General features: G+C 66.1%; 18 protein-coding genes and 1 CRISPR repeat array. Of the genes, 7 read left to right on the top strand and 11 right to left on the bottom strand.

Translation table 11 applies throughout. From position 1 onward, the window contains the following. Window positions 1-4 precede the first annotated feature (4 nt). The 7 genes from BSF38_RS30150 (at window position 5) to BSF38_RS31790 (ending at window position 12,160) form a co-directional block, all read left to right on the top strand. Window positions 5-415, top strand: coding sequence for a helix-turn-helix domain-containing protein (locus tag BSF38_RS30150; protein WP_257787856.1), 411 nt, complete (start codon window positions 5-7; stop codon window positions 413-415). Beyond that, window positions 367-990 (top strand): IS630 family transposase, encoded by a 624-nt coding sequence (locus BSF38_RS30155; RefSeq protein WP_083713355.1) that lies wholly within the window; start codon window positions 367-369, stop codon window positions 988-990. Before BSF38_RS30150 ends, BSF38_RS30155 begins: the two co-directional genes overlap by 49 nt. A 655-nt stretch (window positions 991-1,645) precedes the next feature. Further along, window positions 1,646-1,840 carry a hypothetical protein gene (locus BSF38_RS30905; protein ID WP_145952294.1) on the top strand — a complete coding sequence of 65 codons (195 nt, stop codon included), beginning with the start codon at window positions 1,646-1,648 and terminating at the stop codon, window positions 1,838-1,840. A gap of 1,986 nt (window positions 1,841-3,826) precedes the next feature. Further along, entirely contained in the window at window positions 3,827-5,980 is a 2,154-nt protein-coding gene (locus BSF38_RS23795; protein WP_168189442.1) for a flotillin family protein, read from the top strand. Window positions 5,981-6,417: 437 nt separating this feature from the next. Next, window positions 6,418-6,909 (top strand): hypothetical protein, encoded by a 492-nt coding sequence (locus tag BSF38_RS23800; protein WP_076349592.1) that lies wholly within the window; start codon window positions 6,418-6,420, stop codon window positions 6,907-6,909. Continuing rightward, window positions 6,906-9,206 (top strand): DEAD/DEAH box helicase, encoded by a 2,301-nt coding sequence (locus BSF38_RS32235; protein WP_076349593.1) that lies wholly within the window; start codon window positions 6,906-6,908, stop codon window positions 9,204-9,206. The genes BSF38_RS23800 and BSF38_RS32235 overlap by 4 nt, the downstream gene beginning before the upstream one ends. Before the next feature lie 800 nt (window positions 9,207-10,006). Beyond that, on the top strand, window positions 10,007-12,160 hold the full coding sequence (locus tag BSF38_RS31790; protein WP_237170941.1) for a helicase-related protein: 2,154 nt from the start codon (window positions 10,007-10,009) through the stop codon (window positions 12,158-12,160). A gap of 411 nt (window positions 12,161-12,571) precedes the next feature. On the opposite strand, the gene BSF38_RS31495 is transcribed toward BSF38_RS31790, so the two are convergent. From BSF38_RS31495 to cas2, 11 genes are all read right to left on the bottom strand, one after another. Next, window positions 12,572-12,745, bottom strand: coding sequence for a hypothetical protein (locus tag BSF38_RS31495; RefSeq protein ID WP_168189443.1), 174 nt, complete (start codon window positions 12,743-12,745; stop codon window positions 12,572-12,574). A 64-nt stretch (window positions 12,746-12,809) separates the two neighbouring features. Next, window positions 12,810-13,373 (bottom strand): hypothetical protein, encoded by a 564-nt coding sequence (locus BSF38_RS23815; RefSeq protein WP_076349595.1) that lies wholly within the window; start codon window positions 13,371-13,373, stop codon window positions 12,810-12,812. Window positions 13,374-13,440: 67 nt separating this feature from the next. Beyond that, window positions 13,441-13,899, bottom strand: a complete 459-nt coding sequence (locus BSF38_RS23820; protein ID WP_076349596.1) for a hypothetical protein — start codon at window positions 13,897-13,899, stop codon at window positions 13,441-13,443. 62 nt (window positions 13,900-13,961) lie between these two features. Then, a complete protein-coding gene (locus BSF38_RS30450) occupies window positions 13,962-15,392 on the bottom strand; it encodes a hypothetical protein (protein ID WP_099092024.1) in 1,431 nt (476 codons plus the stop codon). Between the two features lie 71 nt (window positions 15,393-15,463). Continuing rightward, window positions 15,464-15,736 (bottom strand): hypothetical protein, encoded by a 273-nt coding sequence (locus BSF38_RS23830; RefSeq protein WP_076349597.1) that lies wholly within the window; start codon window positions 15,734-15,736, stop codon window positions 15,464-15,466. Window positions 15,737-15,835: 99 nt separating this feature from the next. Next, window positions 15,836-16,114 (bottom strand): hypothetical protein, encoded by a 279-nt coding sequence (locus BSF38_RS23835; RefSeq protein WP_076349598.1) that lies wholly within the window; start codon window positions 16,112-16,114, stop codon window positions 15,836-15,838. Next, entirely contained in the window at window positions 16,114-17,082 is a 969-nt protein-coding gene (locus BSF38_RS23840) for a hypothetical protein (RefSeq protein ID WP_076351380.1), read from the bottom strand. The genes BSF38_RS23835 and BSF38_RS23840 overlap by 1 nt, the downstream gene beginning before the upstream one ends. Window positions 17,083-17,192: 110 nt before the next feature. Beyond that, on the bottom strand, window positions 17,193-18,671 hold the full coding sequence (locus BSF38_RS23845) for an AAA family ATPase (RefSeq protein WP_076349599.1): 1,479 nt from the start codon (window positions 18,669-18,671) through the stop codon (window positions 17,193-17,195). Window positions 18,672-18,783: 112 nt separating this feature from the next. Beyond that, complete coding sequence (locus tag BSF38_RS23850; RefSeq protein WP_076349600.1) at window positions 18,784-18,978, bottom strand: DUF2997 domain-containing protein; 195 nt, start codon at window positions 18,976-18,978, stop codon at window positions 18,784-18,786. 90 nt (window positions 18,979-19,068) lie between these two features. Beyond that, window positions 19,069-19,431, bottom strand: coding sequence for a hypothetical protein (locus tag BSF38_RS23855; RefSeq protein ID WP_076349601.1), 363 nt, complete (start codon window positions 19,429-19,431; stop codon window positions 19,069-19,071). A 625-nt stretch (window positions 19,432-20,056) separates the two neighbouring features. After that, a CRISPR array of direct repeats spans window positions 20,057-25,081; the repeat unit is 32 nt; unit sequence GTTTCAATCCGCGTCCCCGTGAGGGGACGAAC. Window positions 25,082-25,269: 188 nt separating this feature from the next. Continuing rightward, window positions 25,270-25,560, bottom strand: coding sequence for a CRISPR-associated endonuclease Cas2 (cas2, locus tag BSF38_RS23865; protein ID WP_076349603.1), 291 nt, complete (start codon window positions 25,558-25,560; stop codon window positions 25,270-25,272). Window positions 25,561-25,582: the final 22 nt, after the last annotated feature.

A 25,582-nucleotide genomic window follows, 5' to 3' on the forward strand; every position in this document is an offset into this window, starting at 1 on the left:
GAGGATTCGTGAACGGATGCTCGCGCTTTGGCTGCTGCACAACGGAGACACCCGACGAAGGGCGGCCGAAATCGTCGGGGTGGGTCGGGCCACCGTCCAGCGTTATGTGGCCGCGTACCGCGACGGGGGGTTGGACGGCCTGCGACGATGGGACCCCAATCGCCCCGAGAGCGAGATGGCCGGCTATCGCGAGTTGATCCACGAGTCCCTCGAGAACCAACCCGTCCGCACCGTGGCCGAGGCGTGCGACCGGATCTTTCAACTGACCGGGCTGCGACGCGGTCCCAGCCAGGTGCGGAAGTTCCTCAAGGATCTGGGCCTGAAGTTCCAGCGGGTCCGCATGATCCCGGTTCCGCCCAAAAAAACTTGGCCGAGCACGTCGCGATCCAGGCCGAGTTTCTCGAAGCCGACTTGAAGCCCCGCCTGAACGCCGCCGGGGCGGGGCGGGGTCATGTGTTCTTCGTCGACGCGGCCCATTTCGTGTTCGGCACGTTCTTGTGCTGCCTGTGGTCGTTCACGCGGATCTTCGTCCGCGCGGCTTCGGGTCGTCAGCGATTCAACGTGCTGGGGGCGTGGAACGCAACGACGCGCGAGTTGATCGCCGTGACCAACACCACGGTCGTCAACACCGAGACGATGTGCGAACTGGTGCGAAAGATCACCGCGTTGGGACTGGCCGGACCAATCACGCTGGTGCTCGACAACGCCCGCTATCAGCGCAACGCCGCCGTGCAGGCGTTGGCGGAGGAGTTGGAGATCACGCTCCTGTTCCTGCCGTCGTATTCGCCGAACCTGAATCTCATCGAGCGTCTGTGGAAGTTCATCAAACGCCGTGCGCTCTACGGCCGCTACCATCCGACGTTCGCCGATTTTCAAGCCGCCATCCGGGAGACCCTCGACGGCCTTCCGACCACCCACGCCGAGCCACTGAAGACCCTAATGACGCTCAACTTCCAGCAATTTGAAGATGTCTCGCTTATGGCCGCGTAAAGTATAGTGGGTGCATGGCCCCGCCTGCCCGCCGCGATCCGCTCCGGCATGCTGGCGATCGCCCGCGAATGCAAGCAGTAGTCCGCCTCACAGGGCGCGGCCCTTCGCATCCGCTCTCGATAGGCGCTACCAGGGCGACCCGGCGGGGAGCTGCGCCCTACGTGTCCGATGCGTTACATGCGCCCTATGCCCGCTATGCGTCGCTCGCGCTTGGCCGAATACTAACAGAGTTGGGGTGCAGCGAACCTCGAAGCATCGGACACGAAGCGTGCGGTATGAATTGACTGATCCGTCCACCATAACCGCCGCGTCATATTACACGGAATACAGCGACAAGGCGATTTGCGAAGCATAAGGTGACAAGGCGACCTTGTCTCTCGCTGACGAACTCGTAGCCGACCCGCATCTCGACGTGGGGAGCGCAGCCTCTGCCACGCCCGTCTTCTTTCTAGCCGTCGACCGCGGCGCAACCATGATCCACGTCGTCGTGGAACACGCAGGGATTAGTCTATTGTGAGGCGAGTGGTCCGAACTTCGACCTCCATGCCCTACGATCCCTGTTCGCAACGCATTTTGACGCTGTGGGGATCGCCCCTACAGCGAGCAGCACCTCTTTTGACGCTGTGGGGATCACCCCTACAGCGAGCAGCACCTCATGAGACATAGCACGTTGGACAACAGCCAGCACTGGAGCCTCGACTTCGTGATACACGAAAACCTGTGCCGAGCCTGCCGCCGAGCTATGAACCTGATCCGCAAGGAAGCCTCCAAAACTGCCCGCTTCGAGATCAAGAGCCGCACCGCCGGTTGGACCGATCAGCTCATGCTCCAAATCCTTACCGCGGGCTAAACTCGAAGTAGGATTACCCGCCCTGGAGTTCTGCGTAGGATCGCTTGCGTTCACCCCTTGTTTGGTTGTCACTGTTCGCGGATGATGCCGTTAGTGCTTGTGCTTGACGATGATGTGAAGGGCGAAGCATAACGATGAATCTGTCATGCCGACATTGGGCTGACGCGATCGGGCGGGCGACCTTCTCGGACTTACACGCCCATCGGGTCGTTTACCTCGCAATCGACAAAGAGGCGATCGGCAGGATCGGCAGGGAGTTCGATCTCGAGCCCGAAGCTTCCTATGAATCCTTCCGGGCCGCGGTGATCAGCGAGGTCCAATACGGCTGGCCCGATCCCTCGCTGCGCTTGAGACAGGGGCAATTCCCGCGTTACCTCACGGTCCTGGCGGCTCAGGTCGTCTCCGCCTTTCAGATGCACGACGATGAGTTGGCGGGTGCCAAGGCGTATTGGCGGAGACTCCGAGAGTTCCTCGGCCAAACATCCGAAGACAAGATGCCCGAAGGGCTCGTCGGCTGGCGGCATACAGCCCTTTGGAAAGGCCTCAGGCAGTGGGCTAACGAGGTAAATGGCGAACGTCTAGGACGCGTGCGCCTCGTAGAACAGGTCAGAGGGCATCATCTCGTCGCCGAGCCTCTCAGCCAATGCCTGCTGCGTAGGGCTGACCTGGAAAAATTCCGGCAACTGTTCGCAGAACGCGGGCGGCCGGACCGCGAACCCTTCCTCGGGGATAGGCTCAGGAACCTGGTGGACGAGGCACGACGGTTACCTTCCGGGCGATACTTCACCAAGCACAGCGAGCGGATCCTGGACGACCCGCGTCGGAATAAAGAGGCTTGGGAGCAAATCGAGGCCGAGTTTAAGCGATTCCTCACAGAGCCATGCCCCGAAGCCGCAGCCAGGTTGGACTCTCGGGCCGCCGGGGGACGACGGTGCCGTTCCGGTACTGCCGTACTCCTACAGCTTAACAGGAGGGGTTTGAGCGGCGGGCTGTATGGCCTGGCGGACGGTCGGCGCACTCCTCTGGTCGCTGACCTCGGCGAAGTCCTGCGTCGATGCTACCTGCGGGCCGGCCGCGAGGGTTCAAGTCCACCGCATAAGCCCCCTCACGACAAGCACCTCCTGGCAGTCCGAGGCGACGAGTCCGGCCCGTTCACCGAGAGGGACGGGTGTCGAGCCGGGGACGAGGTACTCCTGCTGGTCCCGGAACTATTCGGGAATGCTTGGCTCGATGACGCTGACCCTCGCCTGTTCGCCGAAGCCCCGCGGCGATACCAGCCATCGCTCCGGGCCAATCGGATCGGGTGGGTTCCCTTGGATGGCCTCCCTTTGGGTTGGCTCGCTCTGAGATTCAAGACCCACGAAGACCTGACGGAAGCGACTTTGGAAGGCAAGTGGGTCGGGGTAGTGGACCGCCGCGCAACGGGCCTCCGAGCCTCAGGTGGATTGATTCTCCGACGCGGGGTGTGGATGCTCGGCGCGGGTCCGACAGTTCAAGTAGTCGGCCCCGGGAGTTACGATCACATCCTCGTCAATGGCGAGCCACGACCGCTCGACGCCGCTCGATGTGCGACTCCTGACCTCGGCGTGGGCGAATACCGAATTCGCTTGCCGGGTCCGGAATCGACGGTGTTGAGGATTCAGATCCACGAGCCTCGACGCACCGCGCCTGGCGAGTCGGCGGGCTGGCATCGGGTCGAGTGTGGATGGCCGGCGTCGGACTCCGAGCGCCGCCAGATCGAGGTAGTCCCGGGGACGGAGACTTTACATGGGGCGCGGCTCGTCGGAGATTGGCCTCCACAACGCGAGCTCGAGCCCGAGACGGCCGCTCCCGCACCACAGATCCCGCGTGAGATGATCTCAGAGGAGCTGGCGGCCATGTTGCTGGCCGTACGACTTCGCACGAGTAAGCGAGTTGGCCGTTCCCTCCCACGAAATGCCTCGGTCATGGTGACCGCGGCGGATCTAAGAGCGAATCCCCTTCTGCTTGGGATGCTCCACGCGAACTGCCCCGGCTTCTTGGTCGGAACTGATAAGACTTAAAATTATGAGCAATTGCCACATTGGATACGTACTCGGGTACGTCGATTTTATCCATGAGGCGGCTCTCTGGGGCCGTATCCGCCCGTTGGTGATGGTCAAAAAGCGAGCCGCCGACGGCGAATGGAAGGTCGACCGCTCCTGCGAGCCTGGAGAATTTGGAGCCACGCGCCTGGTCTTCTGGCCGGTGATTCCCCGCGAACAAGCCCATTTGGTCCACCGATACGTTCGGTTTAAGGTCGAGCCCAACGAGAAGCCCCGCGATCCTGAGCGCGAGCGTGACGAGTTCGTCGTGGCCGAGGAGCGGTGGAACGGAAGCATGCGTCGGGTTGTTTCGCCACTCGGCCTTACCATCCTTCCTGAAAACTCCATCATCGACTCCGAACGCGCCGTGGACCCGAGGTCCGGACTGCGATCTCAGTCGACTGTCTATCGGCGAAAGATGAATGGTACCTTGATCGACGGGCCTTGGCGAGTTGTCGATATCAGCGACCCGGCCCGTCTCTGCCTCCAGCCGAGAGAGGACGATCACGTCGTGGAGTACACGCTAGGCCGGCTCAACCAGGAAACGTACCATGTCTGGGACGACGAATACGGCGTGAATCAGGCCGTCCTCCTGACCGAGCCCGCGAAAACGGATGGCCGGGTGATTGACCACCTGACCGAATCGGGCCTGGCCGATTGGCTGATCCGAGTGTTCAAACGCGACAAGCCCTTCCTGACCAGTCTCGACCGCGCCTCACCGGGTTGGAGGGGCCGTATCGGCGAACTCCTCGAGACCGCGACCGACCCCGTTCTGCGGAAGTTGAACGAGCAACGGTTCGCACGCCTCGATTCGGCTCTGAAGGCGCTGGCCGTCGACGAGTCACGATCCGACGACCTGGTCGAGATGCCTCGATTCAAGGAGATCCTTGACGCCGCGATCAACCGAAAGATCGCATCCGAGAGGGGGCAGATCGAAGCCGCGGCCCAAGAGCAGGCCTGCGACGCGCTTGGTCGACTGGGTCAGGAGCGTGAGCTGGCGGTTGCGCAGGCCGAGCGGGAGAAGCAGGCCATCCTTCGCGAACTGGATAAGATCCGCGCTGCGGTTGCCGACGCCGAACGTCTGCGAGATAACGCCCAGGCGGAGGCCCAACGGGACGAATCATCGATTCGCGCCGCGGCCAACCATCTGGTCGAGGCGCGAGAGCGGATCATCCGAGACTTCTCCGCGTTCCACGGGTTGATCGAGAGTATGTGGACGAGCGGCGGTGGCTCGTCCGCTCGTCCGCTCGTCGCGAAAACTCTCAACGTACCCTCGTCGACCCGACCAACGGTTGTACCCGAAGGCCCGGCGATTGATGATCCGAACGTCTTCCTCGCTGACAGGCTTGGGCCGACGATGGGGTGGTGGGGGGCCGAAGCTACCCGGCTGCAAGTCAAAAGGTTGCACGCAGCCCTGGTGTCATGTCGATGGGTCGCCACTCCTTGCCCGTCGTGGGGCGTGGCCTACGCCGAGGCGATCGGGGCATGCGCCCGGCATCGGATCGTAGCCGCCGAGCCCACCTGGCTGTCCTTCTCCGACGCCTGGGGTGGCGAAGTGGAGGACTTCTGGCGTGAGGCGGTCGAGCGGCACGACGAACTGCACCTGCTGATTTTCGCTGATGCCGACCGTGCCCTCGTGCAATGCTGGGCGCGGCCCCTGCTCGATATCGTCTCCGGCCTCCGGAGCACGCTGCCTTCGGGACTGGCATGGCCGGAGAACCTCCGACTCATTGCCTGCCCGTCGGCCGATGAGGCCGCCCTCCCCGTGCCCGATTGGGTCGTTGCACACTGGGCCGGCGTCAGGGCCGCACAGGGGACTCGCCCGGACGAGGCGATCACTCCCGGGCACGTCCCCTTCGCAGTCTGGTCACGATGGGGAATGGCCCAGAGGGGCTCCTCGCGCCTCTCGCCCGGACTCGGCGTAGCCGCACGATCCGCCGCGTTGGATCGCTCGGCCTTAACCGAAACGTTTCGTCGACTCGAACCCGACGACGACCCAGAACAAGCCAAGCAAATCGCGCGGGAGATCCGCGAGGTCAATGCCCGGATGATCTTTGCAAGGGGGGCGCGGGCATGACGGCTTCGGGAATCGATCCTCGGTCCTCGGACCGATTGCTCGCCTGGCTCTCAGCGCGGGGCCGGGTCTCGGCCCCAACGGCTGATCGCGCCTGTCTGGCGATCGCCGATCGCTTCGACTTAAACCTCGGGAGCGACCGCTCTCCGACCCATCGGTATCTCAATCCTTTGAGGCGACTCGGACACGTCGAAGCGGTTCGCGGAGGGTTCGCCGTCGTGCCGACCACCTTCTGTTGGTCATGTCGAGCCGAGCGGGGCGTGTTCCTCGGTGGCCGTGACGGAGTCTTACTAGCCGAATTGAGCCGCCGTCTCGGGCCAGCTTTCGTCGCTTCCGTCTCCGACCATCCCTGGCCCGCAACCTGGAGAGGGCACGGTCGATCCGAGACGGTTGAGGCGTCGATCGAAGGACTCGGGGTCGCCGTAGTCCACGAGCCAGGGATGAAGCTGCTCGCGTCGCTCCCCACTTTGGAGGACGCCATCGCCACGTGGACCGACGCCGGCCGGATCTCAGGCCTCACTCAATGGGAGGTCGCTGAGGTGCATGGTCGCGGGCGGTGGTCCCCGACCGACGGCATGGGAGTTGAAAACGGCCTGATCCGGCCGTCCGGGAAAGGGCGTCGTATCTGGAGGATTGTGAGGGACGGAGTCGGCAGATTCCTCGATTCGCCCGAGAAGCGGGCCGTAGCGTGGTGGGCCGAGCTGGCGCGGACAGTACAGCCCAACCTCGGCCTGGATCGCAAGGCCGACCGTCTCTTGCTGCCCGCGAGCAGATTGCCACCTCCCCTGATGGTCGAGAGGCCCCTTTTCTGGGCCTCGGGATCGCCGCCGTCGTGCGATTCGACCAAGAGGCATAGCTACGAGGCTATCGACCCCGGCCGGGCCGGCGAGGTCGCGAGAATCCTGGGGCTTTCGTTGGAGGACGCATCGTGAACGACCCGGTCGGAGTGGCGAGTGAGCTGCGATCGCTCTACGGCAAGTACTTGGATAGCGCCCAACCGCTCCGCCACGAAGGACTCATGCGCGAGCGAGCCGATCTGCTCGGTTGCGAGGGGACCCTGCACCGGGACCCTTTGATCGAGCCCGTGCCCCGATATGAGGAGGTCGGGACGTTGTCGGAGGCCTGCCGCGACCTGGGGCTCTCACCCGAGTTCGCCGACTTCTCGTCTCGGGGCGCGTTCTCGCCGGGCCGCAAGCTCTACTCCCACCAGTGGGAGGCGCTGAAGGAAGTCTGCGTCCGGGGACGGTCGATGGTGGTGACCACTGGCACCGGCTCGGGCAAGACCGAGTGCTTCCTCCTGCCTGTTATCGAGTCGCTTGTCCGTGAATCCGGCGGCTGGCTGGGACTCGATCGACCTAAGGCGGTCCGCGCCCTGATCCTCTACCCGCTCAACGCGCTGGTGGAAGACCAGATGAGCCGACTCCGCCGCTCGCTCGACGGCCCCGAGGCTCGCGAGTGGGTGGCGGCGAACCGCCGTGATCGGTTCACGTTCGGCCGCTACAACGGCCGGACGCCCATCTCCGGGGGCCGGACTCCGCAGAAGAAGGCAAAGTGGCAAGACGAGCTTCGGAAGCTGCAGAGGCGGGCCCGGTCGCTTTCCGGCCTGGGCGACGAAGTCCGACAGCAGTTTCCGAGCGTAGACCCCGACTCGGGAGAGCGATGGGATCGTTGGACGATTCAGGACAATCCGCCCGACGTGCTCGTGACGAACTACTCGATGCTCAACATCATGCTCATGCGGGCGATCGAAGCCAACATCTTCGTGGCCACCCGCGTATGGCTGGAGTCCGATCGAGGCCGCGTGTTCCACCTGGTCGTGGACGAGCTGCACACTTACCGCGGGACGCCCGGCAGCGAGGTCGCGTACCTTGTTCGCTTGCTCCTCGGCCGACTGGGCTTGAGCCCCGACTCGCCGCAGGTTCGATTCCTCGCCTCCAGCGCCTCGCTGGATTCGGGAGAGAAGGGTGCCCGTTATCTTGAGGGCTTCTTCGGATTGGCTGCGGCGAAGTTCGCCGTCCTTTCCGATTTTAAGGAGGTCGACCGGGACGCGCCCGTGGCCCCTCTGGCCCGGCACGCCTCGGCGTTCGCGGCGTTTTCCGGGGCGACGGACGAGGGAGTCGCGGCGCTGGCCGCGGGCCTGGGCGTGGCCCTCCCCGAGGCTCCTCCAACCGTCGCCCTATCGGGGCTCATCGAGGCGGTGAAGGGCGTCGATGCAGTCCGATCGATGGTATCCCGACCGATGACTCCGACTGAGTGGGGTACCCAAGTCTTCGGGCTCTCCGGCGGCACCGGCAGGGAGGCCGCCGCCGGCCTGATGCGCGCCCTGGCTTCGGCCCGGACCGGCGGGTCGGATTTAGACCCGGCACCCCTTCCACTTCGGGCGCATCTGTTCTTCCGCAATCTGACGGGGCTCTGGGCCTGCGCCGACCCGGCTTGCAGCGAGGTGCCGAGCGTCCCGAGCCACACGCCTCGGCCGGTAGGCAAGCTCTACTCCCATCCCAAACTCCGATGCGACTGCGGCTCGACGGTGCTCGACGTGATCGTCTGCCAGGCGTGCGGAGAGGTTTACCTGGGGGGTACCGCGCTCGCGACGACCATAGCAGCTCCTCCTTCCGAATTGTGCATGATCAGCCCGACCTGGAACGCATCCCGAACCCGGCTCCGTTCAACAAAAGCTACGACGATTACGCCGTGTTCTGGCCGGTCGAGCGTGACGAGGACCGGCCGACGCCTTCGACGTGGAAGCACAATCAGGTCGATCGTCGATGGGACGAGGGGTGGATGGATCTCGTCCTCGGCGAGGTCATGGAACTTCGGGACGACCACCGGGCCCGACGGGGTTATCTCTACCAAATCCCAAAGACTCCCGCCGGCTCGAAATTCTCGGCCTTTCCCACCACGTGCGCGCGCTGCGAAGCAGATTGGGGTCGGAGCGGCCAGGACGATGTCGGAGACGACCCGGGCCGATCGCCGCTTTCCCCCCACCGGACCGGGTTTCAGAAGGTCAATCAGGTCTTGGCCGACGGGCTGCTACGACAGATGCCCGACCCGAAAACCCGCAAGCTCGTGGTCTTCACCGACAGCCGCCAGGACGCCGCGAAGCTCTCCGCCGGGATCGAACTCGACCACTACCGCGACCTCGTCCGGCAGTCGATGGTTCGGGGCTTCTCGCGGCTCGGGGGCGAGGTACGGGCGTTCCTCAAGTCGGTCGACGACCCGCGGAAGATGAGAGCTCTTACCCTGGAGGAGAAAGAAGCCCGCACTCGCTTCATCGACGCCAATACCGCTGCGGCCCGCGCCATGCAAGACTTGAAGGAGGGGGACGACTCGCTCGATATCGTCCGGATCGACGCTGAAGTTCGCGCCGGCGTCGACGGCCCGTATCGGCTCTCGCAAATCCACTCGGCTTTGATCGGCGACCTGCTACGCCTCGGCTGCAACCCCGCCGGCCCCCGGCCGAGCCACGCCAGCAGCGCCGAATTGAAGGTCGACCACTGGTCCGACCTCTACGAATGGGGAGCGGGCCCGGCCAGGGTCAAGGACGCCTCCAAACTGCTCGATGGGGCGAAGCAATTCGCCAAGGTCCTCGACGCCCAGTGCCTCAATGAGTGTGTCTTCACCCTCTTCGCCCACGCGCGGAAATCCGTGGAGGCGCTCCGGCTCGGGTGGGTCACATTCGACCCGAAGCTTGCCCCGCCGAGCGGTTTCGACCCCGAGCGATTCCGCCGAGCCGTCGAGGTCGCCATGCGACAGCTTGGTGAACGGCGACGGTTTCGGGGGTCGGACTACGCCTACACGGCGAAGAAACTCCCCAAGGTCTTCGGCGACTACCTCAAGGCGGCACGCCTCGACGACCCCAAAGCGTGGGTATCCGCCGTCGAGGACTTCCTGATCACCAAGAAGATCACGAACGACGGGCTCTTGCTCGACCCGTCGTCGCTCTGGTTTCGACCGGCCGCGACCGGGGCCGAATCCTGGACCTGCACGCGTTGCAGGGCAGTCCACCTCCATCGCGCCCTCGGCCGGTGCATGAACTGCCACGACCCCTTGCCCGAGGCGGCCGACGCGGCCGGTCCTCGCGACGACGATTATTACTCCCACCTCGCTTCCGACGGCGCCTCGGCGTTTCGCCTGCGTTGCGAGGAGCTGACCGGACAGACGGACAAGGACGACGCCCAGGATCGCCAGCGGCTGTTCCGCGGGATCTGCCTGCCCGACGAGGTCCGGCTCGTTTCCGAGATCGACGTGTTGAGCGTGACCACCACGATGGAGGCGGGCGTCGACATCGGCGATCTTTTAGCCGTGATGATGGGCAACGTTCCGCCGCGTCGGTTCAATTACCAACAGCGGGTCGGCCGCGCTGGCCGTCGAGGCGCCGGTCTTTCGGTGGCACTCACGGTGGCTCGGGGCCGGAGTCACGACAACTTCCACTTCGGCGACCCCGGGAGGATCACGTCCAATCCCCCGCCGCCGCCTTACGTCGACATGCGACGCCCCGAGATCCTCAAGAGGATGCTCGCCAAGGAGGTCCTCCGCCTCGCTCTCGCCACCGAGGAAGACGACGGCCCGGTCGCCCCCGACAGCGTTCACGGGGAATTCGGCCGCGCCGACGAGTGGTCCGGCCGCGCCGACCAGTTCCGTGAGTGGGTCGGCAAGAATGACGCGGTCATCGCAAGTGTCGTCGACTTGCTCCTCGTGGGGACCGGTCTAAAGCATCACCGTGAAGGATTGATCGCCTACCCCGCGACTCTCCCCTCACGGATCGCCGAGATCGCCGACTCTCGCGAGTACTCGCAAGACGCCCTGAGCGAGCGACTGGCCAACGACGGTCTCCTGCCGATGTTCGGGTTCCCGACACGAGTCCGTTATCTCCATCACTCTCCTCCCACGGAGTTTCCCCCCAAGCAAGTCGTCGATCGCGACGACGGCGTCGCCATCGGCCAGTTCGCCCCGGGCAGTGAGACCGTGAAGGACAAGCTCGTCCATCGCGCGGTGGGGGTCGTCCTTTATGGCATCGGGAAGGCGGGAAAGATCGAGGAGCGTGATGGACGTGGGCGGATCGCCGAGATCGGGTCATGCTCGGCGTGCGGTGCGTTGTCGACCGACGAGTTAGGCAAGTCCGCCTGTCCGGTCTGCGGCATGGCCGAGCCCGAATTGTACCGCCGGATCGCGACTTGGGAACCCCTGGGTTACACCACCGAGCCGGAGGCTTCGAGGGACTTCCACGGCCGCTTCGACTGGTCGCCCCGCGCCGGCCACCCCCGGCTCGACTCCGACGGAGTGCCAGTCTCCGTCCTCGCGGGAACGAACGTGGCCTATGCACTGGACGAGAGGCAGGTGCTCCGCGTCAACGACAATAGCGAGAGGCTATTCGCCTTCCGCCAGGGACCCGGCATGCGCTGGGTCGTCGAGGACGAGTTGAGGGGCGTCTGGAGGTCCAAGGCGGCTGACGCTAAGACGGTCGAGGTCGCCCTGGCGTCGCGCAAGCAGACCGACATCCTCCGACTCCGTCCAGCGGTAATACCTGCCGGACTGCGGCTCAGCCCACCTCTCGCCATGAGCCCCTGGCCCGCTGAATCGTCCTTATACGCGCGGGCTGCCTTCTACTCCTGGGGCCACCTCCTTCGGCTTGCGGCTTGCGATCTCCTGGATGTCGAGTCGCGGGAGTTGGACGTAGCCGTCAGGCCGGTACGATCGCTGAGGGGCGAGCCGTCCTACGAAGTCGTCTTGATGGATACCCTGGAGAACGGCTCGGGCTATTGCCGTCACCTTTCCGAACCTGAGACACTCCGGGCGCTCCTCGCGTCGGTGACCGACCTTGACCGGGGCTGGGCGGCGAAGATCGCTGGAGACGAGCACGCTGCTCATTGCGACGGCTCCTGCTACGATTGCCTTCGCGACTACTCCAATGCCGATCTCCACGCCGTGCTCGACTGGCGGCTCGCGTTGGATCTCTTGGAGCTAGCGAGGGACGTCGACGCCGACCTCTCGGTCGACAACCCTCGCTGGGCCACCCTCGTCCGTCGAGCCGTGGAGACCCTTAGCGAAGTCGCCCCGGGTCGAACATTCCGGCTGATACACCCACTCCGAGGCGGAACCGAACCGGGGTCTGACGCCTGCAATGTTTTCGACGCGGTACGACGTCCCGGGCTCGTGGCCATGCGGCGCTCAGGAAATCACTGACTCCAGCGTGGCCAACGGGCCGAACCTTACAGACGATTCTGTTCGACGGCCCGCCACGGGCCTTTCGATGCTATCCGACCTTGGCCAAGCCCTGAAGGCGGCGCGTCTCGTTCGAGTTCGGGTCTTGAACGTGCACCAGGAGGAGCTCGTACTCACAACCCGCGGCGGGCGCGTTCGGCGGGGATTCAGCCGGAACGACGGCGCGCCCGCGATTAACGTTAAACGGCCTCGCCGTCCTCCGTCGGATTCGGCGTATTCCTGCTGCTCCCGCGGCGTCTCGCAGAGCCTCTTGAACGCCCCGCCGGCCGACGGCTAAGAAAAAGGGCTCGCGGAGCCGACCCGTCGGGGGCCTGGGGCGTCGTCCCGCCCGCGCCGCGGCCCGGGAGGGCGCGAGGCGCGGGCGGGCGGCGGTCAGCGGCGGACGGGCTTGGGGCGGATGTCGCCGGCGTGGACGCCGTAGGCGACCGCGACGGCCAGGGCCGCGAGGAACACGGCCCAGCTCCGGGCGCCGAGGCCGATCACGGCCGCGACGACGAGGCAGCCGTTGAAATAGGCGACGTTCAACTTCGTCCGGGCGTTTCCCATGGCGTTCTCCGGGGGTCGAGGATGGGGATCGGACGTGGGACGCAGGTCGATCGAAGGTCGAACGTCAGCGGTCGTCGGTCGGCTCGATCGCCAGGGCCTCGCGCTCGAGGCCGGTCGGTTCGTCGCCCAGCAGCGAGCCGACCTTCGTCCACAGCTGCTTGATCTGGATCGGCGAGGTCGCCAGCCAGACCGTGTCGAGGAGGTTCTCGCGCTCGACCTCCCAGCGGGCGACCTCGCGGCCGATCGGGTCGGCGGCCAGCGCTTCCGCCTCGTGGAGGGCCTGGCGCTTCCTGACCGCCTCGGCCGCTTCGTGGGGCGGTTCGCCGCCGTAGCCGAGGTGCACGCCGTCGGCGACGTCCTCGATCGGGACGCCCCGCAAGGTCGCGAGCATCGCCCGTTTCGCCGACTTCCTGCGGCGGTCGAGCGATTCCTCCTCGGCCTGGATCGCCTCCTGTTCGGCGTACGCTTCGGCGAGGCCGAGCGACTCCAGCGCCCGGGCGCGCGCCTCGCGTTTCAATCGGTCGAACAGCGCCGGATGGCGGGCGTGGATCGCTTCGATCCGCTTGCCGATGCGCACGGCGATGCGGGTCTTCCAGAACTCCTTCTCGGTCATCGTCAATCCGGGCATGGCGGACCCTTTCGTGGTCGGCGGACGGGTTCCTTGAATCGTGACGGGCGGGACGGCGGACGCGGGTTCAGGTCTCGCCGACGGCTTTGAGCCGGTCGATGAACCGGCTGGCGTCGGCCAGGGACAGGTCTTCGGGGCGGTCGACGCCGAACTCGTCGCGCAGCAGGCCCGCCAGGTCGGCGTCGCGCCATCGGGCCATCGTGACGATCGCGCGCACCTGGTTGGCCGAGGCCGGCTTGGAGGGGCGGCTCGCGAGGCGGTTCGATCCGGCGGTCCCGTTGCGGCGCGCCTCGCCGCCGTGGGACGCGACCGGCGGGGCCGGCCGCGCCTGGAGTCGGACCAGCTCGTCGTCGACCGCCTGACAAGCCGCCGTGAACGCGCCGCGGACCTGAGCGTGGAAGCCGTCCAGGTCCGACTGGAGCAGGCTCGAATCGAGTTCGACCTCCACGTTGCAGCTGGCGCCGACGCTGGAGAATTCGGGAAGGCCCAGCTTGCGGCTGACGCCGACGTTGAGTTTCAGGGGCACGATGTCGCCTCCTCGTGAAGTTGAATGGGGATGGGTGAAACGTCGTGGAATCGGGTCGCGGCCTAGCCGACGACGTCCTGGAGCTTCAGCGCCCGCAGCGACGCCAGGGTCGCGTCCACGAGCCGTTCGCGGCGGCGGTGACGACGCAGCGCCGCGGCCAGCCGGGCGGCCCGCGCCCGGGTTTCGGTCAACGCCTGGTGCAGCGATTCGGCCTCCCGGATCAAGGCCGCGAGCCCGGCGGGTTCTTGGGCCTCCGATGCGGCGGCGACGCGGATCGACTCGTGACGATCCGTGGATTCTGATTGTTCGCTCACGGTGGTCCTCATGGTGGTTGCGACGTCCGCTTCGACGGACGTCGAGGTGATGGAGGGGATGGATTCGACATGAGCGTCGTCGCCAGGCGTCGGCGCCTCGTCCTTCGAGAGGGGTTGCCAGCAGAAGACGAGGTCCCGGCCGCGGCAGACGACCGGAGACTCGGCGTCGACGATCTCGATCTCCGAGAAACCGAGCCGCAGCGCCCGCGACAGGAATTTCCGATTCGTATTGAGCCGGACCGGGGCGCCGCTGTAGGCGGAGCGAGCCAGGACCAGCTCGGTCGCCTGGGCCTGATCCGCCCCCCGGGCCCGGACCGCCGCCTTGCCGTTCAGCTCCAGCGCGACGGGCGCATGCGGCTCGGCGGCGCCGGGCAGCCGGTCGAGCGCCGCTTCCAGGAAGCGGGCGTCCTCGGGGTCGAGCGTCAGCCGCGTGGCGGCGGCCGCGGGGTCGGGGACGACGCGGCCGAGGTCCGGATACCGCCCCTCGGTCAGGATCTCCAGGAAGAGGGTCCAGGGGCCGACCCTGAGCACGACGTGGGAGCTGGTCCGGCCGATCTCCAACGGCTGGTCGCGGGGCAGACCCGGGCAGGCGAAGAGGGGCGAGCGACGGATCAGGACCTCGTCGGTCCAGGGGAACCGGAAGCCGCCGTGGATCAGGAGCTGGCGGCCGTCGGTGGCGGCGACCGCGCCCGTTTCGCCGCCGAGCCGGATGCAGCCCAACGCGTAGCGGGCGGAATCCTCCGACGCCGTCTCGGACGCCTCCGCCAGGGTCTTCAGGATCTCGGCCGGGATCGTCGCCCAGCTCGTGGGCGGCTCGGGCGACGGCTCGATCGCGTCGAGCGACTGGACGGCGTATGCGCGCGACTGGGGGACGCCGCGATCGGTCCACCGGACGCACGTCCGGTCGGGGGCGAGCGTCTCCAGCGTCACGGGCGAGTCGTCGCGGCCCTCGAACTCGGCCAGGGCGTCGAGCGGCAGGGCGATCGACTCGTGCGAGCCAGGAGCGATGGAGTCGACGAATTCGATCGCGACGGCGCCGCAACGATGAAACGCCCGCAGCTCCGCCCCCCGGGCGTGGAGCACGAAGGGCGAGACGGGGCCTCGGTGGGGGATTCCCAGGGTATGGCGGCGCAGGACGCCGCGGAGCCGCCGGGCCTGGCGGCGGGTGATCGTGATCATGCGCGTCGACTCCTGAAGGTTGAGGAATGAGCCTGGGACGGCCGGATGTGTAGACGCACCTGGCGCGACGATCAAACCGGCTCGCCGATCCGGATATCGTCGGGCCGGATCGCGAAGTAGAGGTCGCAAGGGAGGCATTCGGCCAGGTGCAGCAAGCCGTCGCGCCCCCGGCCGGGATAGGCGACCGGGCGGCGGCAGAGCGGGCAGTCGACCGCCAGGGCGAGGCCTTCGGGGGCGGGGCTCGGTGGGACGGGGGTCATGAGGCCGAAGCCTCGGTTCCGCACCATGGCGAGGGACTCGCCGGTGGCGTCGGCCACGGCGCCCTCGAGTTGACGTTGGGTCATGGAACGCTCCTTCATCAAAGAAAAGAGTCGAGCCGCGCCCGCGCAGGCCCTCGGGCCCCGCGGGTCGCGACGCGCGGGGTTCGAGGGTTTGAAGAGGAATCAGGGCGACGCGGGCGAAAGCGGAGCGACCTCGCCGGACGAGCCGACGAGCCAGTGCTCCTCGATCCACGCCCGCTCGGCCTCCAGGGCCTCGCTGCGAGAATCGAACGGCCCGAGCACCGGCCCCTGGACGGGCCGGAGGTCGGCGCGCCATCGGCCGTCGGGGCCGGGCTCGACGTGGCTGGCGCGGCGGATCGCGGGACTCCCCAGCGACGACAGATCGATGACCTCGGAGTACAGGCAGCGGACGACGCCCGAGGTCGTGACGACGAGCCGCATCACGACGCCTCCTTCGTCGCGGAGCCCCGCAGGATCCGCCGCCGCGGCCGGTCCACCAGCAGGTCGTCGAGCGTCGACTGCACCCGCGACAGCTCCGATGCGACGTGCCGCCGGAGCGATGCATCGTCCCTGAGATCCTGCGGCTCGACCCCGCGCACGATCCGCCGGGCCTCGGCCACCAGCGCGTCGAGCTGGGCGTCGGAGCGGACGTTGAGCCGCTGGAACCGATCGAAGAACTCCGTCAAGTTGCCGATCGCGCTGTCGCGGAAGACCTTGGTTTCGCCGTCGCCGCCGACCCCCGACAGCCGTTCCCCGAGGTGGCTCACGAGCCGGCCGAACTCGCTCAGGAACGCCTCCTCGGCCAGCCGCACCGCCTCCTCGAACCGTGACGAGACCCGGGCCTGCTCCTGCTCGTAGAGCCGCGGCGACAGCGCGACCAGGTAGTCGGGAGGCTCGACGCTCGGGAAGTCGCAGGCGACGTCGAAGAGGCCCTCCAGCGTCGCGGGGTAGTCGTCGGGGTTGAAGAGCGAGCCCAACCGCTGACGGGCCGCCCGCTTCAACTCGTCGAAATGCCGATCCAGCTCGGCGACCGCGTCGCGCAGCTCGATCCGGAGGTCGTCGATCTGAAGCGCGAACGGCTCGACCTGGTCCTGCTTGATCAGCCGCACGCCGGGCTCCGGGAACGGCAGGCTCTGCGACTTCCAGGACTGCTCGATCCCGCCCCGGATCGCGGTGACCGCGCGGAACGCCGGATGCTTCGTATCGATCAGCTTCTTGGCCGCCGAGAGGAACCGGCCCTCGGCGTCGAAGCTTTCGGCGGCCTGCGCCTTCTGCTGCGGCGTGAGCGACTTCCGGACGCCGAACCAGGTGAACGAGACCCGGACGGCCGCCATCGTGGTCCGGAGCCGGGCGCCGGCCGTGGTCGCGGATTGGGTCTCGATCCGGTCGAGCAAGCTCGCGGTGCTCATCATCATGACCTCCAGTGAGTAGGTGATTTGAAGTCAATGCGAAGAGGCCGACGAGGGAGGTCGATCTCCCCGCCGGCCCCGGTTGAGTGGATCGAGTCGTCGGATCTGGATCAGTTGAGCGACGGATCGCTCCGGTCGACCTTGCGGCCGGTCCTGCCGGCGACTGCGCCGCGCGTGAACAGCCCCGGGCGATCGGCGCAGAGGCAGCGGCCCGACGCCCAGTTCCGAAGCCGCTCGATCGACTCGGCCGCCGTGACGGCGACCGGGACGATGTTCGCCGCCGCCTCGACCAGCGGGACGTCGAGCAACGACGCCAGACGGCAGCAGGCCTTGATCTCGGCTCCGGTCCACGAGTCGTCGCGCGGCCGGCGCTGGGCGGGGGCGAGCTCGAACGCCTGGACGTAGATCTCCCAGATCGCCCGCTTCTCGTCGCGGCCCGGCAGGTCGACGAAGAAGATCGCGTCGAGCCGCTCCGCGCGGGTGAACTCGGGCGGGAGTCTGCTGACGTCGTTGGCCGTGAAGATGAAGAACGATTCGCCCGCGTGGTCGGACATGTGCGTGATCAGGCTGCCGAACTGGCCGGCGGCGACGCCGCCGTCGGACCGGCCGCCGGACTCGACGCCCGCGGCCGCCTTCTCGATCTCGTCGAAGAACGCGATGTTCCGCGCCGTGGCCGAGAGCTGCTGCAGCGCCTGGCGGGTCCGCCGCTCGCTCTCGCCCACGAGGCTCCCCTTCAGCCGCCCGAGGTCGACCAGGATCGTGGGCAGGCCCACCTCGTTGCCCAGCCGCTTGGCGAACTCGGACTTGCCCGTCCCCGGGACCCCCAGGATGAGGATCCCCCGCGGCTCGGCCCGCCGCGACCGGCTCTGCAGGGCGCGGAGGCAGAACGACTTCATATGTTCGAGCCCGCCCAGGCCGCGGAACGTCTCGACCCCCCGGTGCATCTCCAGCAGGCCGGACTTCTTGAGCCCTTGCACCTTCATGTCCCAGATCACCTCGGGGACGACCCGGCCGCGCCGGACCAGAGCCAGGCTGAGGGCGTTCTCCGCCTCCATGCGGGTCATGCCGGCGGCTGCGGCGAGCGTCCGTTCCAGCTCGTCCCCTTCGGGCAGCTCGCCCGGCTCGACGGCGACGCCTTGGGCGATCCGGAGCAGCTGGTCGCGGTCGGGGAGCTCGTGCTCCACGACGACGAACTGCCGCTCCAGCTCGACCGGGATCTGGACGACCGGCGCGAGGACGACGACGAACGTCCGGCTCCGTCTGCCGGCGTGGATCTGGGAGTCGAGGGCCTGGACGACCTCGACGGAGTTCAGGAACCGGTGGAAGTTCCTGAGCACGAGGAGCGCCGTCCCGTCGACGGCGGCCAGCCCGCCGAGGGCGCGGATCGCCGCCAACGGGTCGGTCGCGCTGGGATCGTCATGACCGGCCGAGGCCAGCCCACGATCGACGTCCCACACAGCCAGGCTCCAGCCCTCCCGGCGGCAGAGCCGGGCGATCTCGACGATCGCGTCGTCGTGCTCGAACGACTGGACGTAGACGCCGCTGAACGCGGCGCGCACCAGCTCCTGCAAACGCTCGGCGAGCGTCATGCGAGTCTCCTGTGTGTGATGAGGTTCGAGACGTGATCCGAGAAGGGGCAAGCGGACTCGATCACGGCGATTTGAAACGTGGGGACGACGAGCGCATCGTGACTCGACTCGCCTACTGGGGCTGCGACAGGGTCTGCTCCGGCTTCTGTTCCTGGTGGAACTCGGCGGTCCTGCGGTCGCCGGCGGCGACGCCGAGGGCCTGCTCCAGGAACCTGCTGGCCTGGAGGCAGTCGCCTCCGACGTAGCCCTTGGTCTGCACGGTCGCCTCGCCGCGCGGCGAGACCACGACCTCGATGATTCGAGACATGTTGGACGACTCCCGATGAGACTTGCATGTAGTTTGGATGGGAGCGGAGTGGACTTCGACGGGAGACGATGGGCCGTCGCCCGAGGTGCTTCAACGAGCCTCGACGATCTCGACCCGGATGGAGCCGTCGTGGAGGGCCTGCTCGCTGACCGAGTAGCCTTTCCTCTTCGCTTCCAGCTTGGCCTTCTCGACGGCGTAGACTTGCAAGAAACGGTCGAGTTGCTTCGGGTCGCCCCAGCGGCCCTCGAAGTCGTCGTAAGCGACTCGACCGGTGGTCGTATCAACGACCACAGGATAAACCCAATCGGGCAGCCTGACGACCAACCCCGCGACCTCCCCGCTGAAGAGCTCGGCGGAGCCGTAGACCGGCTCGGCCAGGCCCAGCCGCCGACACGCGGCGGCGACGGCGACCGGATCCTGGACCTTCGTGGCGATGACGACGACGTGGCTCATGATCGATCCTCCTTCAAGGATAAGGAACGACGGACGACGCTGTGTTCGACGCAGTGGCCCGACGGCTAGTCGCACCACTCGTTGGTGACGCGTTTTCGGCCGATATTCAGGAGGCGGCGCCGCGATCGAGTCGCTCGTCTCGATCGATCGAAGACGAGGAATCGCGGAACGCCCCGGCGCGACTCCTTCGGCGGCCGGCGTCGCCCACGTCACGGAACCGGGTTCGAAAGCCGGAAGCGTCGTATGCGCGCGCAGCGGAGCCTTGCGCGAACAGCCGCGACGATGAGGTGCGGAGATCAGGAGCCGAAATGGGCGGCGGCGGCGCCGAGCCGGCCTGGTCCGGAATCGAGCTCGACGGCCGGAGTCGGGCGAGGCCCCGAGGTCGATTAACGTTAATCGGCCTCGGTCGCCTCGACGGCGACGCCCCTCGCGCCGACGGCGGCGTCGGACCGACGTCCCTGGGGCGTGTCGCGGACGTCGTCGGACCGTCGCGGCGGCGGCGTGAAGCTTGAAAACGTCGAAGTCGATCCAACTCGACTCGGCGGAGCGTCGGAGAGACGTTCGAATCGCGCGCGAGCCGTCGATGGGGCGCGCACCGTCCGACTGGACGCCGCCGCAGGATGATGTTTCAATCCGCGTCCCCGTGAGGGGACGAACGCGACGCAACGGCGGCGGAGATCCGCAGCCAGGTCGTTTCAATCCGCGTCCCCGAGAGGGGACGAACGCGATCTCGACGACGGGGACCCCTCGCAAGAGGAGGTTTCAATCCGCGTCCCCGTGAGGGGACGAACCAGTCGGGCCGCCCGTCTCTCTTGAAGTGCTCGGAGTTTCAATCCGCGTCCCCGTGAGGGGACGAACTCCGAGGCCGGCGGCTTACGCCGTCTGAAGCAGCGTTTCAATCCGCGTCCCCGTGAGGGGACGAACTCGAGGGCTTTCTGCTTCACTTCGAAGGCCCGGTTTCAATCCGCGTCCCCGTGAGGGGACGAACGAATACTGGAGTCATCCCCGTCTCGCCGTCCCATGTTTCAATCCGCGTCCCCGTGAGGGGACGAACGCTGTTCCGGCCTTCGGGATCGCGCCCCAGTCGAGGTTTCAATCCGCGTCCCCGTGAGGGGACGAACATGTCGCCGGGAGTGATCTCATCCGACGCATGCTGTTTCAATCCGCGTCCCCGTGAGGGGACGAACCAGGCCGCGCAGGTCGATCGGCTCGGCGCACCGTAGGTTTCAATCCGCGTCCCCGTGAGGGGACGAACCGAGGGCTCTCCCGGACCCGATCCCTTTTGGCCGGTTTCAATCCGCGTCCCCGTGAGGGGACGAACGCCCCACGTTTTGGCGTAGGTTCCGACGGTCTTGCGTTTCAATCCGCGTCCCCGTGAGGGGACGAACGGAGATCAGGCGATCCGGGCCGCCGGCCCTGATGGTTTCAATCCGCGTCCCCGTGAGGGGACGAACTGGGCTTCCCCCTCTCCCGTCGCGTCCCGCTTAATTGTTTCAATCCGCGTCCCCGTGAGGGGACGAACGGCGGCCTGGTTGATCAGCTCTTCGCGGTGGGCCAGTTTCAATCCGCGTCCCCGTGAGGGGACGAACTGGAGCTTGGCGTTCTGCTGCGCCTGACGCGCGGCGGTTTCAATCCGCATCCCCGTGAGGGGACGAACGCCGGAGGTCGTCGAGGGATTTCTGCTTCACTTCGTTTCAATCCGCGTCCCCGTGAGGGGACGAACGAGGCACATGCCGGGGATCGACAGCACGCTCAGTTTCAATCCGCGTCCCCGTGAGGGGACGAACACGCCCAACGCCGCACCGACGGCGATCGGAAAGGTTTCAATCCGCGTCCCCGTGAGGGGACGAACAACGTCATGCTCACCGCCGCCAAGGTGAGCGAGGTTTCAATCCGCGTCCCCGTGAGGGGACGAACTGTGGGTCTGGGGTACTCAGTTGACCGAGGCTAAGTTTCAATCCGCGTCCCCGTGAGGGGACGAACGTGTACGTCATTACGCCGTCGATGATCATCTTGGCGTTTCAATCCGCGTCCCCGTGAGGGGACGAACGCGACCTGGCGGCCGTCAAGACGGTCCGCGACCCGGTTTCAATCCGCGTCCCCGTGAGGGGACGAACGCCTCGATCAGCTCGCCCTCGACCCGGTCGTACAGTTTCAATCCGCGTCCCCGTGAGGGGACGAACTGGAGTCACTGCCGCGATTCGCCGAAACGTAATATGTTTCAATCCGCGTCCCCGTGAGGGGACGAACTCGGCCCCACGTTCTTCCCCGACTTGTTCCCGATAGTTTCAATCCGCGTCCCCGTGAGGGGACGAACTCGATTGCAAACGGGGCGTAGAGCGATGTGCAGTCGGTTTCAATCCGCGTCCCCGTGAGGGGACGAACCTGAGCCGAGAAAGGGGTGAACGTGTCTCACGAGTTTCAATCCGCGTCCCCGTGAGGGGACGAACTCAGCCGATCCGTGATCGCGTCGTCGAGCCCATAGTTTCAATCCGCGTCCCCGTGAGGGGACGAACAACTCGCCGATCGAATCCGGACAGGCGGTTGGGTCGTTTCAATCCGCGTCCCCGTGAGGGGACGAACGACGAGGCCAATCCCATCAAGCGGGCCGTCTGCGAGTTTCAATCCGCGTCCCCGTGAGGGGACGAACCGCACAAGACTGGAGTGACATGGACGACAGAGAGTTTCAATCCGCGTCCCCGTGAGGGGACGAACGTGTTTCAGGCCGTTTCTCCCGTGTTTTCGCGGGTTTCAATCCGCGTCCCCGTGAGGGGACGAACGAAACCGGGGTTCAGTTGACTTTCTTGGCTTTGTAGTTTCAATCCGCGTCCCCGTGAGGGGACGAACCAGGAGCCCCGGAGCACCGCCGGGCCGAAACCCGGTTTCAATCCGCGTCCCCGTGAGGGGACGAACCTCGCGAAGGGCCTCAGTTCGGCCGCCTTGGCGTCGTTTCAATCCGCGTCCCCGTGAGGGGACGAACCTGGCGAGATAGCCCGGCGGCCACCGCCAGGGCGTTTCAATCCGCGTCCCCGTGAGGGGACGAACGGTTGATCAGGCATCACCTGCGTCCTCTTCTAGTGGTTTCAATCCGCGTCCCCGTGAGGGGACGAACCCGAGTCCATTCCAGGCCGAGCGGACATGGTCGAGTTTCAATCCGCGTCCCCGTGAGGGGACGAACTCGATTTCCAGAACGCGGGTGGTGCCTGCGACGAGGTTTCAATCCGCGTCCCCGTGAGGGGACGAACGTCGGGATTGGCCTTGGTCAGGGCGCGGATCGACGCGTTTCAATCCGCGTCCCCGTGAGGGGACGAACCCCCGACTGTCAGCGGACGCGATTCGATGGCCGTTTCAATCCGCGTCCCCGTGAGGGGACGAACGCTCGATCAACTCGCGTCCTATCGCCAGAACCATGTTTCAATCCGCGTCCCCGTGAGGGGACGAACCGTAGCAGCAAAATCCTTATACCCGTGCGAGTAGAAGTTTCAATCCGCGTCCCCGTGAGGGGACGAACCTGGCGGTGAGGTTTTCCTCGGCGCCGCCGGCCGTTTCAATCCGCGTCCCCGTGAGGGGACGAACGTTGAGTTCAAATGCGAGCGATGCGGAGAGACTGTTTCAATCCGCGTCCCCGTGAGGGGACGAACGAGGTCTGTTCGAGGAACCGACGAGTGTAGTCGGTGTTTCAATCCGCGTCCCCGTGAGGGGACGAACTTTGACGGGCGCCTTTTCGAACATCACGTTCAAGTTTCAATCCGCGTCCCCGTGAGGGGACGAACCTGTTACACGGACCTCAAGCTCCGGTCGGCCGCCGTTTCAATCCGCGTCCCCGTGAGGGGACGAACGGACGTCACCGATCTCGACTCCGTCGCCAACGAGTTTCAATCCGCGTCCCCGTGAGGGGACGAACTCGTCCGCCCCAGGATCAACGACGGGTCGTGATTGTTTCAATCCGCGTCCCCGTGAGGGGACGAACCGTGGCCACGTTGAGGTTCGACGTGATCGCCTTCGGGTTTCAATCCGCGTCCCCGTGAGGGGACGAACCTGGGACGCCACGGCGCGTTCGATGATCGCCGAGTCGTTTCAATCCGCGTCCCCGTGAGGGGACGAACGCCGCTCGGAGCTGTAGCCGTCGTAAAGCACTTTGTTTCAATCCGCGTCCCCGTGAGGGGACGAACACGTCTCGTCGTCGCGGCCCGGCAGCGTCTTGCGGTTTCAATCCGCGTCCCCGTGAGGGGACGAACCAGGTTCGACTCCTGGCCTACCCGCTCGACCGAGACGTTTCAATCCGCGTCCCCGTGAGGGGACGAACGCCTCATCGTGGCCCTGAAGGGTCTCAGGCCCGAGTTTCAATCCGCGTCCCCGTGAGGGGACGAACCCGAGCCTGACCCTGGCCCCTCCGCGCACGTCCAGTTTCAATCCGCGTCCCCGTGAGGGGACGAACATGCGTTGGTCGTCCAAGCCAAAGAGGCGGAACTGGTTTCAATCCGCGTCCCCGTGAGGGGACGAACCTGATCTGCCAGAGGCCGTTGGCGGCGGTGTTCCCGAGTTTCAATCCGCGTCCCCGTGAGGGGACGAACTACTCCCCGATGCGATGGTCAGCACCACTTTCCCGGTTTCAATCCGCGTCCCCGTGAGGGGACGAACTCGCCGATCGTAAAGGTCTGCGACGAGCTGAACGTGTTTCAATCCGCGTCCCCGTGAGGGGACGAACTCGGTCGCGTCGCCCCGCTTGCCGCGCGGCTGGTCGTTTCAATCCGCGTCCCCGTGAGGGGACGAACATCGGCCCGTTGTGAGGGCATTTGCTTTCCTCCGTGTTTCAATCCGCGTCCCCGTGAGGGGACGAACGGGTCGCGTCGAGGTGGATCACGGTGATGTAGTGGTGTTTCAATCCGCGTCCCCGTGAGGGGACGAACCGTAGACGCGCCGGCCGATCATGATTTGGTCGGTGTTTCAATCCGCGTCCCCGTGAGGGGACGAACATGTGATGCTTGATCCCTCGATCAACCTTCGGTGACGTTTCAATCCGCGTCCCCGTGAGGGGACGAACGGGTCGATGTCCTCGAAGTCGTCCGACTCGCCCCCGTTTCAATCCGCGTCCCCGTGAGGGGACGAACGTCGTATCGGACGTAGTCCTGGGACGTGGCGTCAGGTTTCAATCCGCGTCCCCGTGAGGGGACGAACGGGTTGGCCGACGCCGTCGTTCATGCCGATGCGTCGTCAGGTTTCAATCCGCGTCCCCGTGAGGGGACGAACCCGAGGAGCTGAAGTTTGCCGTGCGTGAGCAAGCAGTTTCAATCCGCGTCCCCGTGAGGGGACGAACTCGAGACGCTTCGAGATGCCCGTCTGAGCCACGGTCGTTTCAATCCGCGTCCCCGTGAGGGGACGAACTTGGTGGACGCATCGGCGTACCTGGAGCACATCGAGTTTCAATCCGCGTCCCCGTGAGGGGACGAACGATACTGTTCGTAGATAGCCTGAGCCTGATTACGGTTTCAATCCGCGTCCCCGTGAGGGGACGAACAATTGGGCGGATCTCATTTTCGCTCTGTGGTCCGGTTTCAATCCGCGTCCCCGTGAGGGGACGAACAAGTCGTCGCTTGTCGAGAGGTCGAGCCCGATATGTTTCAATCCGCGTCCCCGTGAGGGGACGAACGCCGCGGTTCCAACTGCTGTCGGAGGCGGCGGTTAGACGTCAGTTTTCGCGAACCGGGCTCGCGAGGCAAGGCCGGTTCGCTCCGCTTGGATATGGAATTCCGCAAAGCGAATTGACAAAGAGCTTTGCGCGGATCGCGAACCGGCCGGGGTTTTCGTGCGCGCCGGGGGATCGCGTCTGGGGCGGAGTCAGAGGATCAGCGGGCCTTCGATGTCGAGGCCGGGCTTCGCTCCGTGGTGTTCGACGCGCTGCTCCCAGTTCGTGCCGAGGTAATAGAAGCGGACGCTATCGACTTCGGGATCGATGATCCGGAGGAGTCGGTCCCTGCACTGGGCCCACTGGGCGGGGTCGACCTTCAACTCGAAGACGGAGTACTGGACGCGCTGGCCGAAGTCGAGACACGCTTTCGCGGCGTGGCGGAGGCGTCGCTTGCCGGCGGGCGTCAGGGTTTGAATGTCGTAGGTGACGAGGACGTACATGGCGGCCGGCGGGTCCGGGATG

Source organism: Paludisphaera borealis, assembly GCF_001956985.1.
GTDB lineage: Bacteria > Planctomycetota > Planctomycetia > Isosphaerales > Isosphaeraceae > Paludisphaera > Paludisphaera borealis.

Bases quoted from the DNA above. Each gene is read 5' to 3' on its own strand.
- cas2 (WP_076349603.1), bottom strand. From the start codon at position 25,560: ATGTACGTCCTCGTCACCTACGACATTCAAACCCTGACGCCCGCCGGC.
- BSF38_RS30450 (WP_099092024.1), bottom strand. From the start codon at position 15,392: ATGATCACGATCACCCGCCGCCAGGCCCGGCGGCTCCGCGGCGTCCTG.
- BSF38_RS23855 (WP_076349601.1), bottom strand. From the start codon at position 19,431: ATGAGCCACGTCGTCGTCATCGCCACGAAGGTCCAGGATCCGGTCGCC.
- BSF38_RS31790 (WP_237170941.1), top strand. From the start codon at position 10,007: ATGAACTGCCACGACCCCTTGCCCGAGGCGGCCGACGCGGCCGGTCCT.
- BSF38_RS23800 (WP_076349592.1), top strand. From the start codon at position 6,418: ATGAAGCTGCTCGCGTCGCTCCCCACTTTGGAGGACGCCATCGCCACG.
- BSF38_RS23835 (WP_076349598.1), bottom strand. From the start codon at position 16,114: ATGCGGCTCGTCGTCACGACCTCGGGCGTCGTCCGCTGCCTGTACTCC.
- BSF38_RS30905 (WP_145952294.1), top strand. From the start codon at position 1,646: ATGAGACATAGCACGTTGGACAACAGCCAGCACTGGAGCCTCGACTTC.
- BSF38_RS31495 (WP_168189443.1), bottom strand. From the start codon at position 12,745: ATGGGAAACGCCCGGACGAAGTTGAACGTCGCCTATTTCAACGGCTGC.
- BSF38_RS23850 (WP_076349600.1), bottom strand. From the start codon at position 18,978: ATGTCTCGAATCATCGAGGTCGTGGTCTCGCCGCGCGGCGAGGCGACC.
- BSF38_RS23815 (WP_076349595.1), bottom strand. From the start codon at position 13,373: ATGCCCGGATTGACGATGACCGAGAAGGAGTTCTGGAAGACCCGCATC.
- BSF38_RS23840 (WP_076351380.1), bottom strand. From the start codon at position 17,082: ATGAGCACCGCGAGCTTGCTCGACCGGATCGAGACCCAATCCGCGACC.
- BSF38_RS23830 (WP_076349597.1), bottom strand. From the start codon at position 15,736: ATGACCCAACGTCAACTCGAGGGCGCCGTGGCCGACGCCACCGGCGAG.
- BSF38_RS23845 (WP_076349599.1), bottom strand. From the start codon at position 18,671: ATGACGCTCGCCGAGCGTTTGCAGGAGCTGGTGCGCGCCGCGTTCAGC.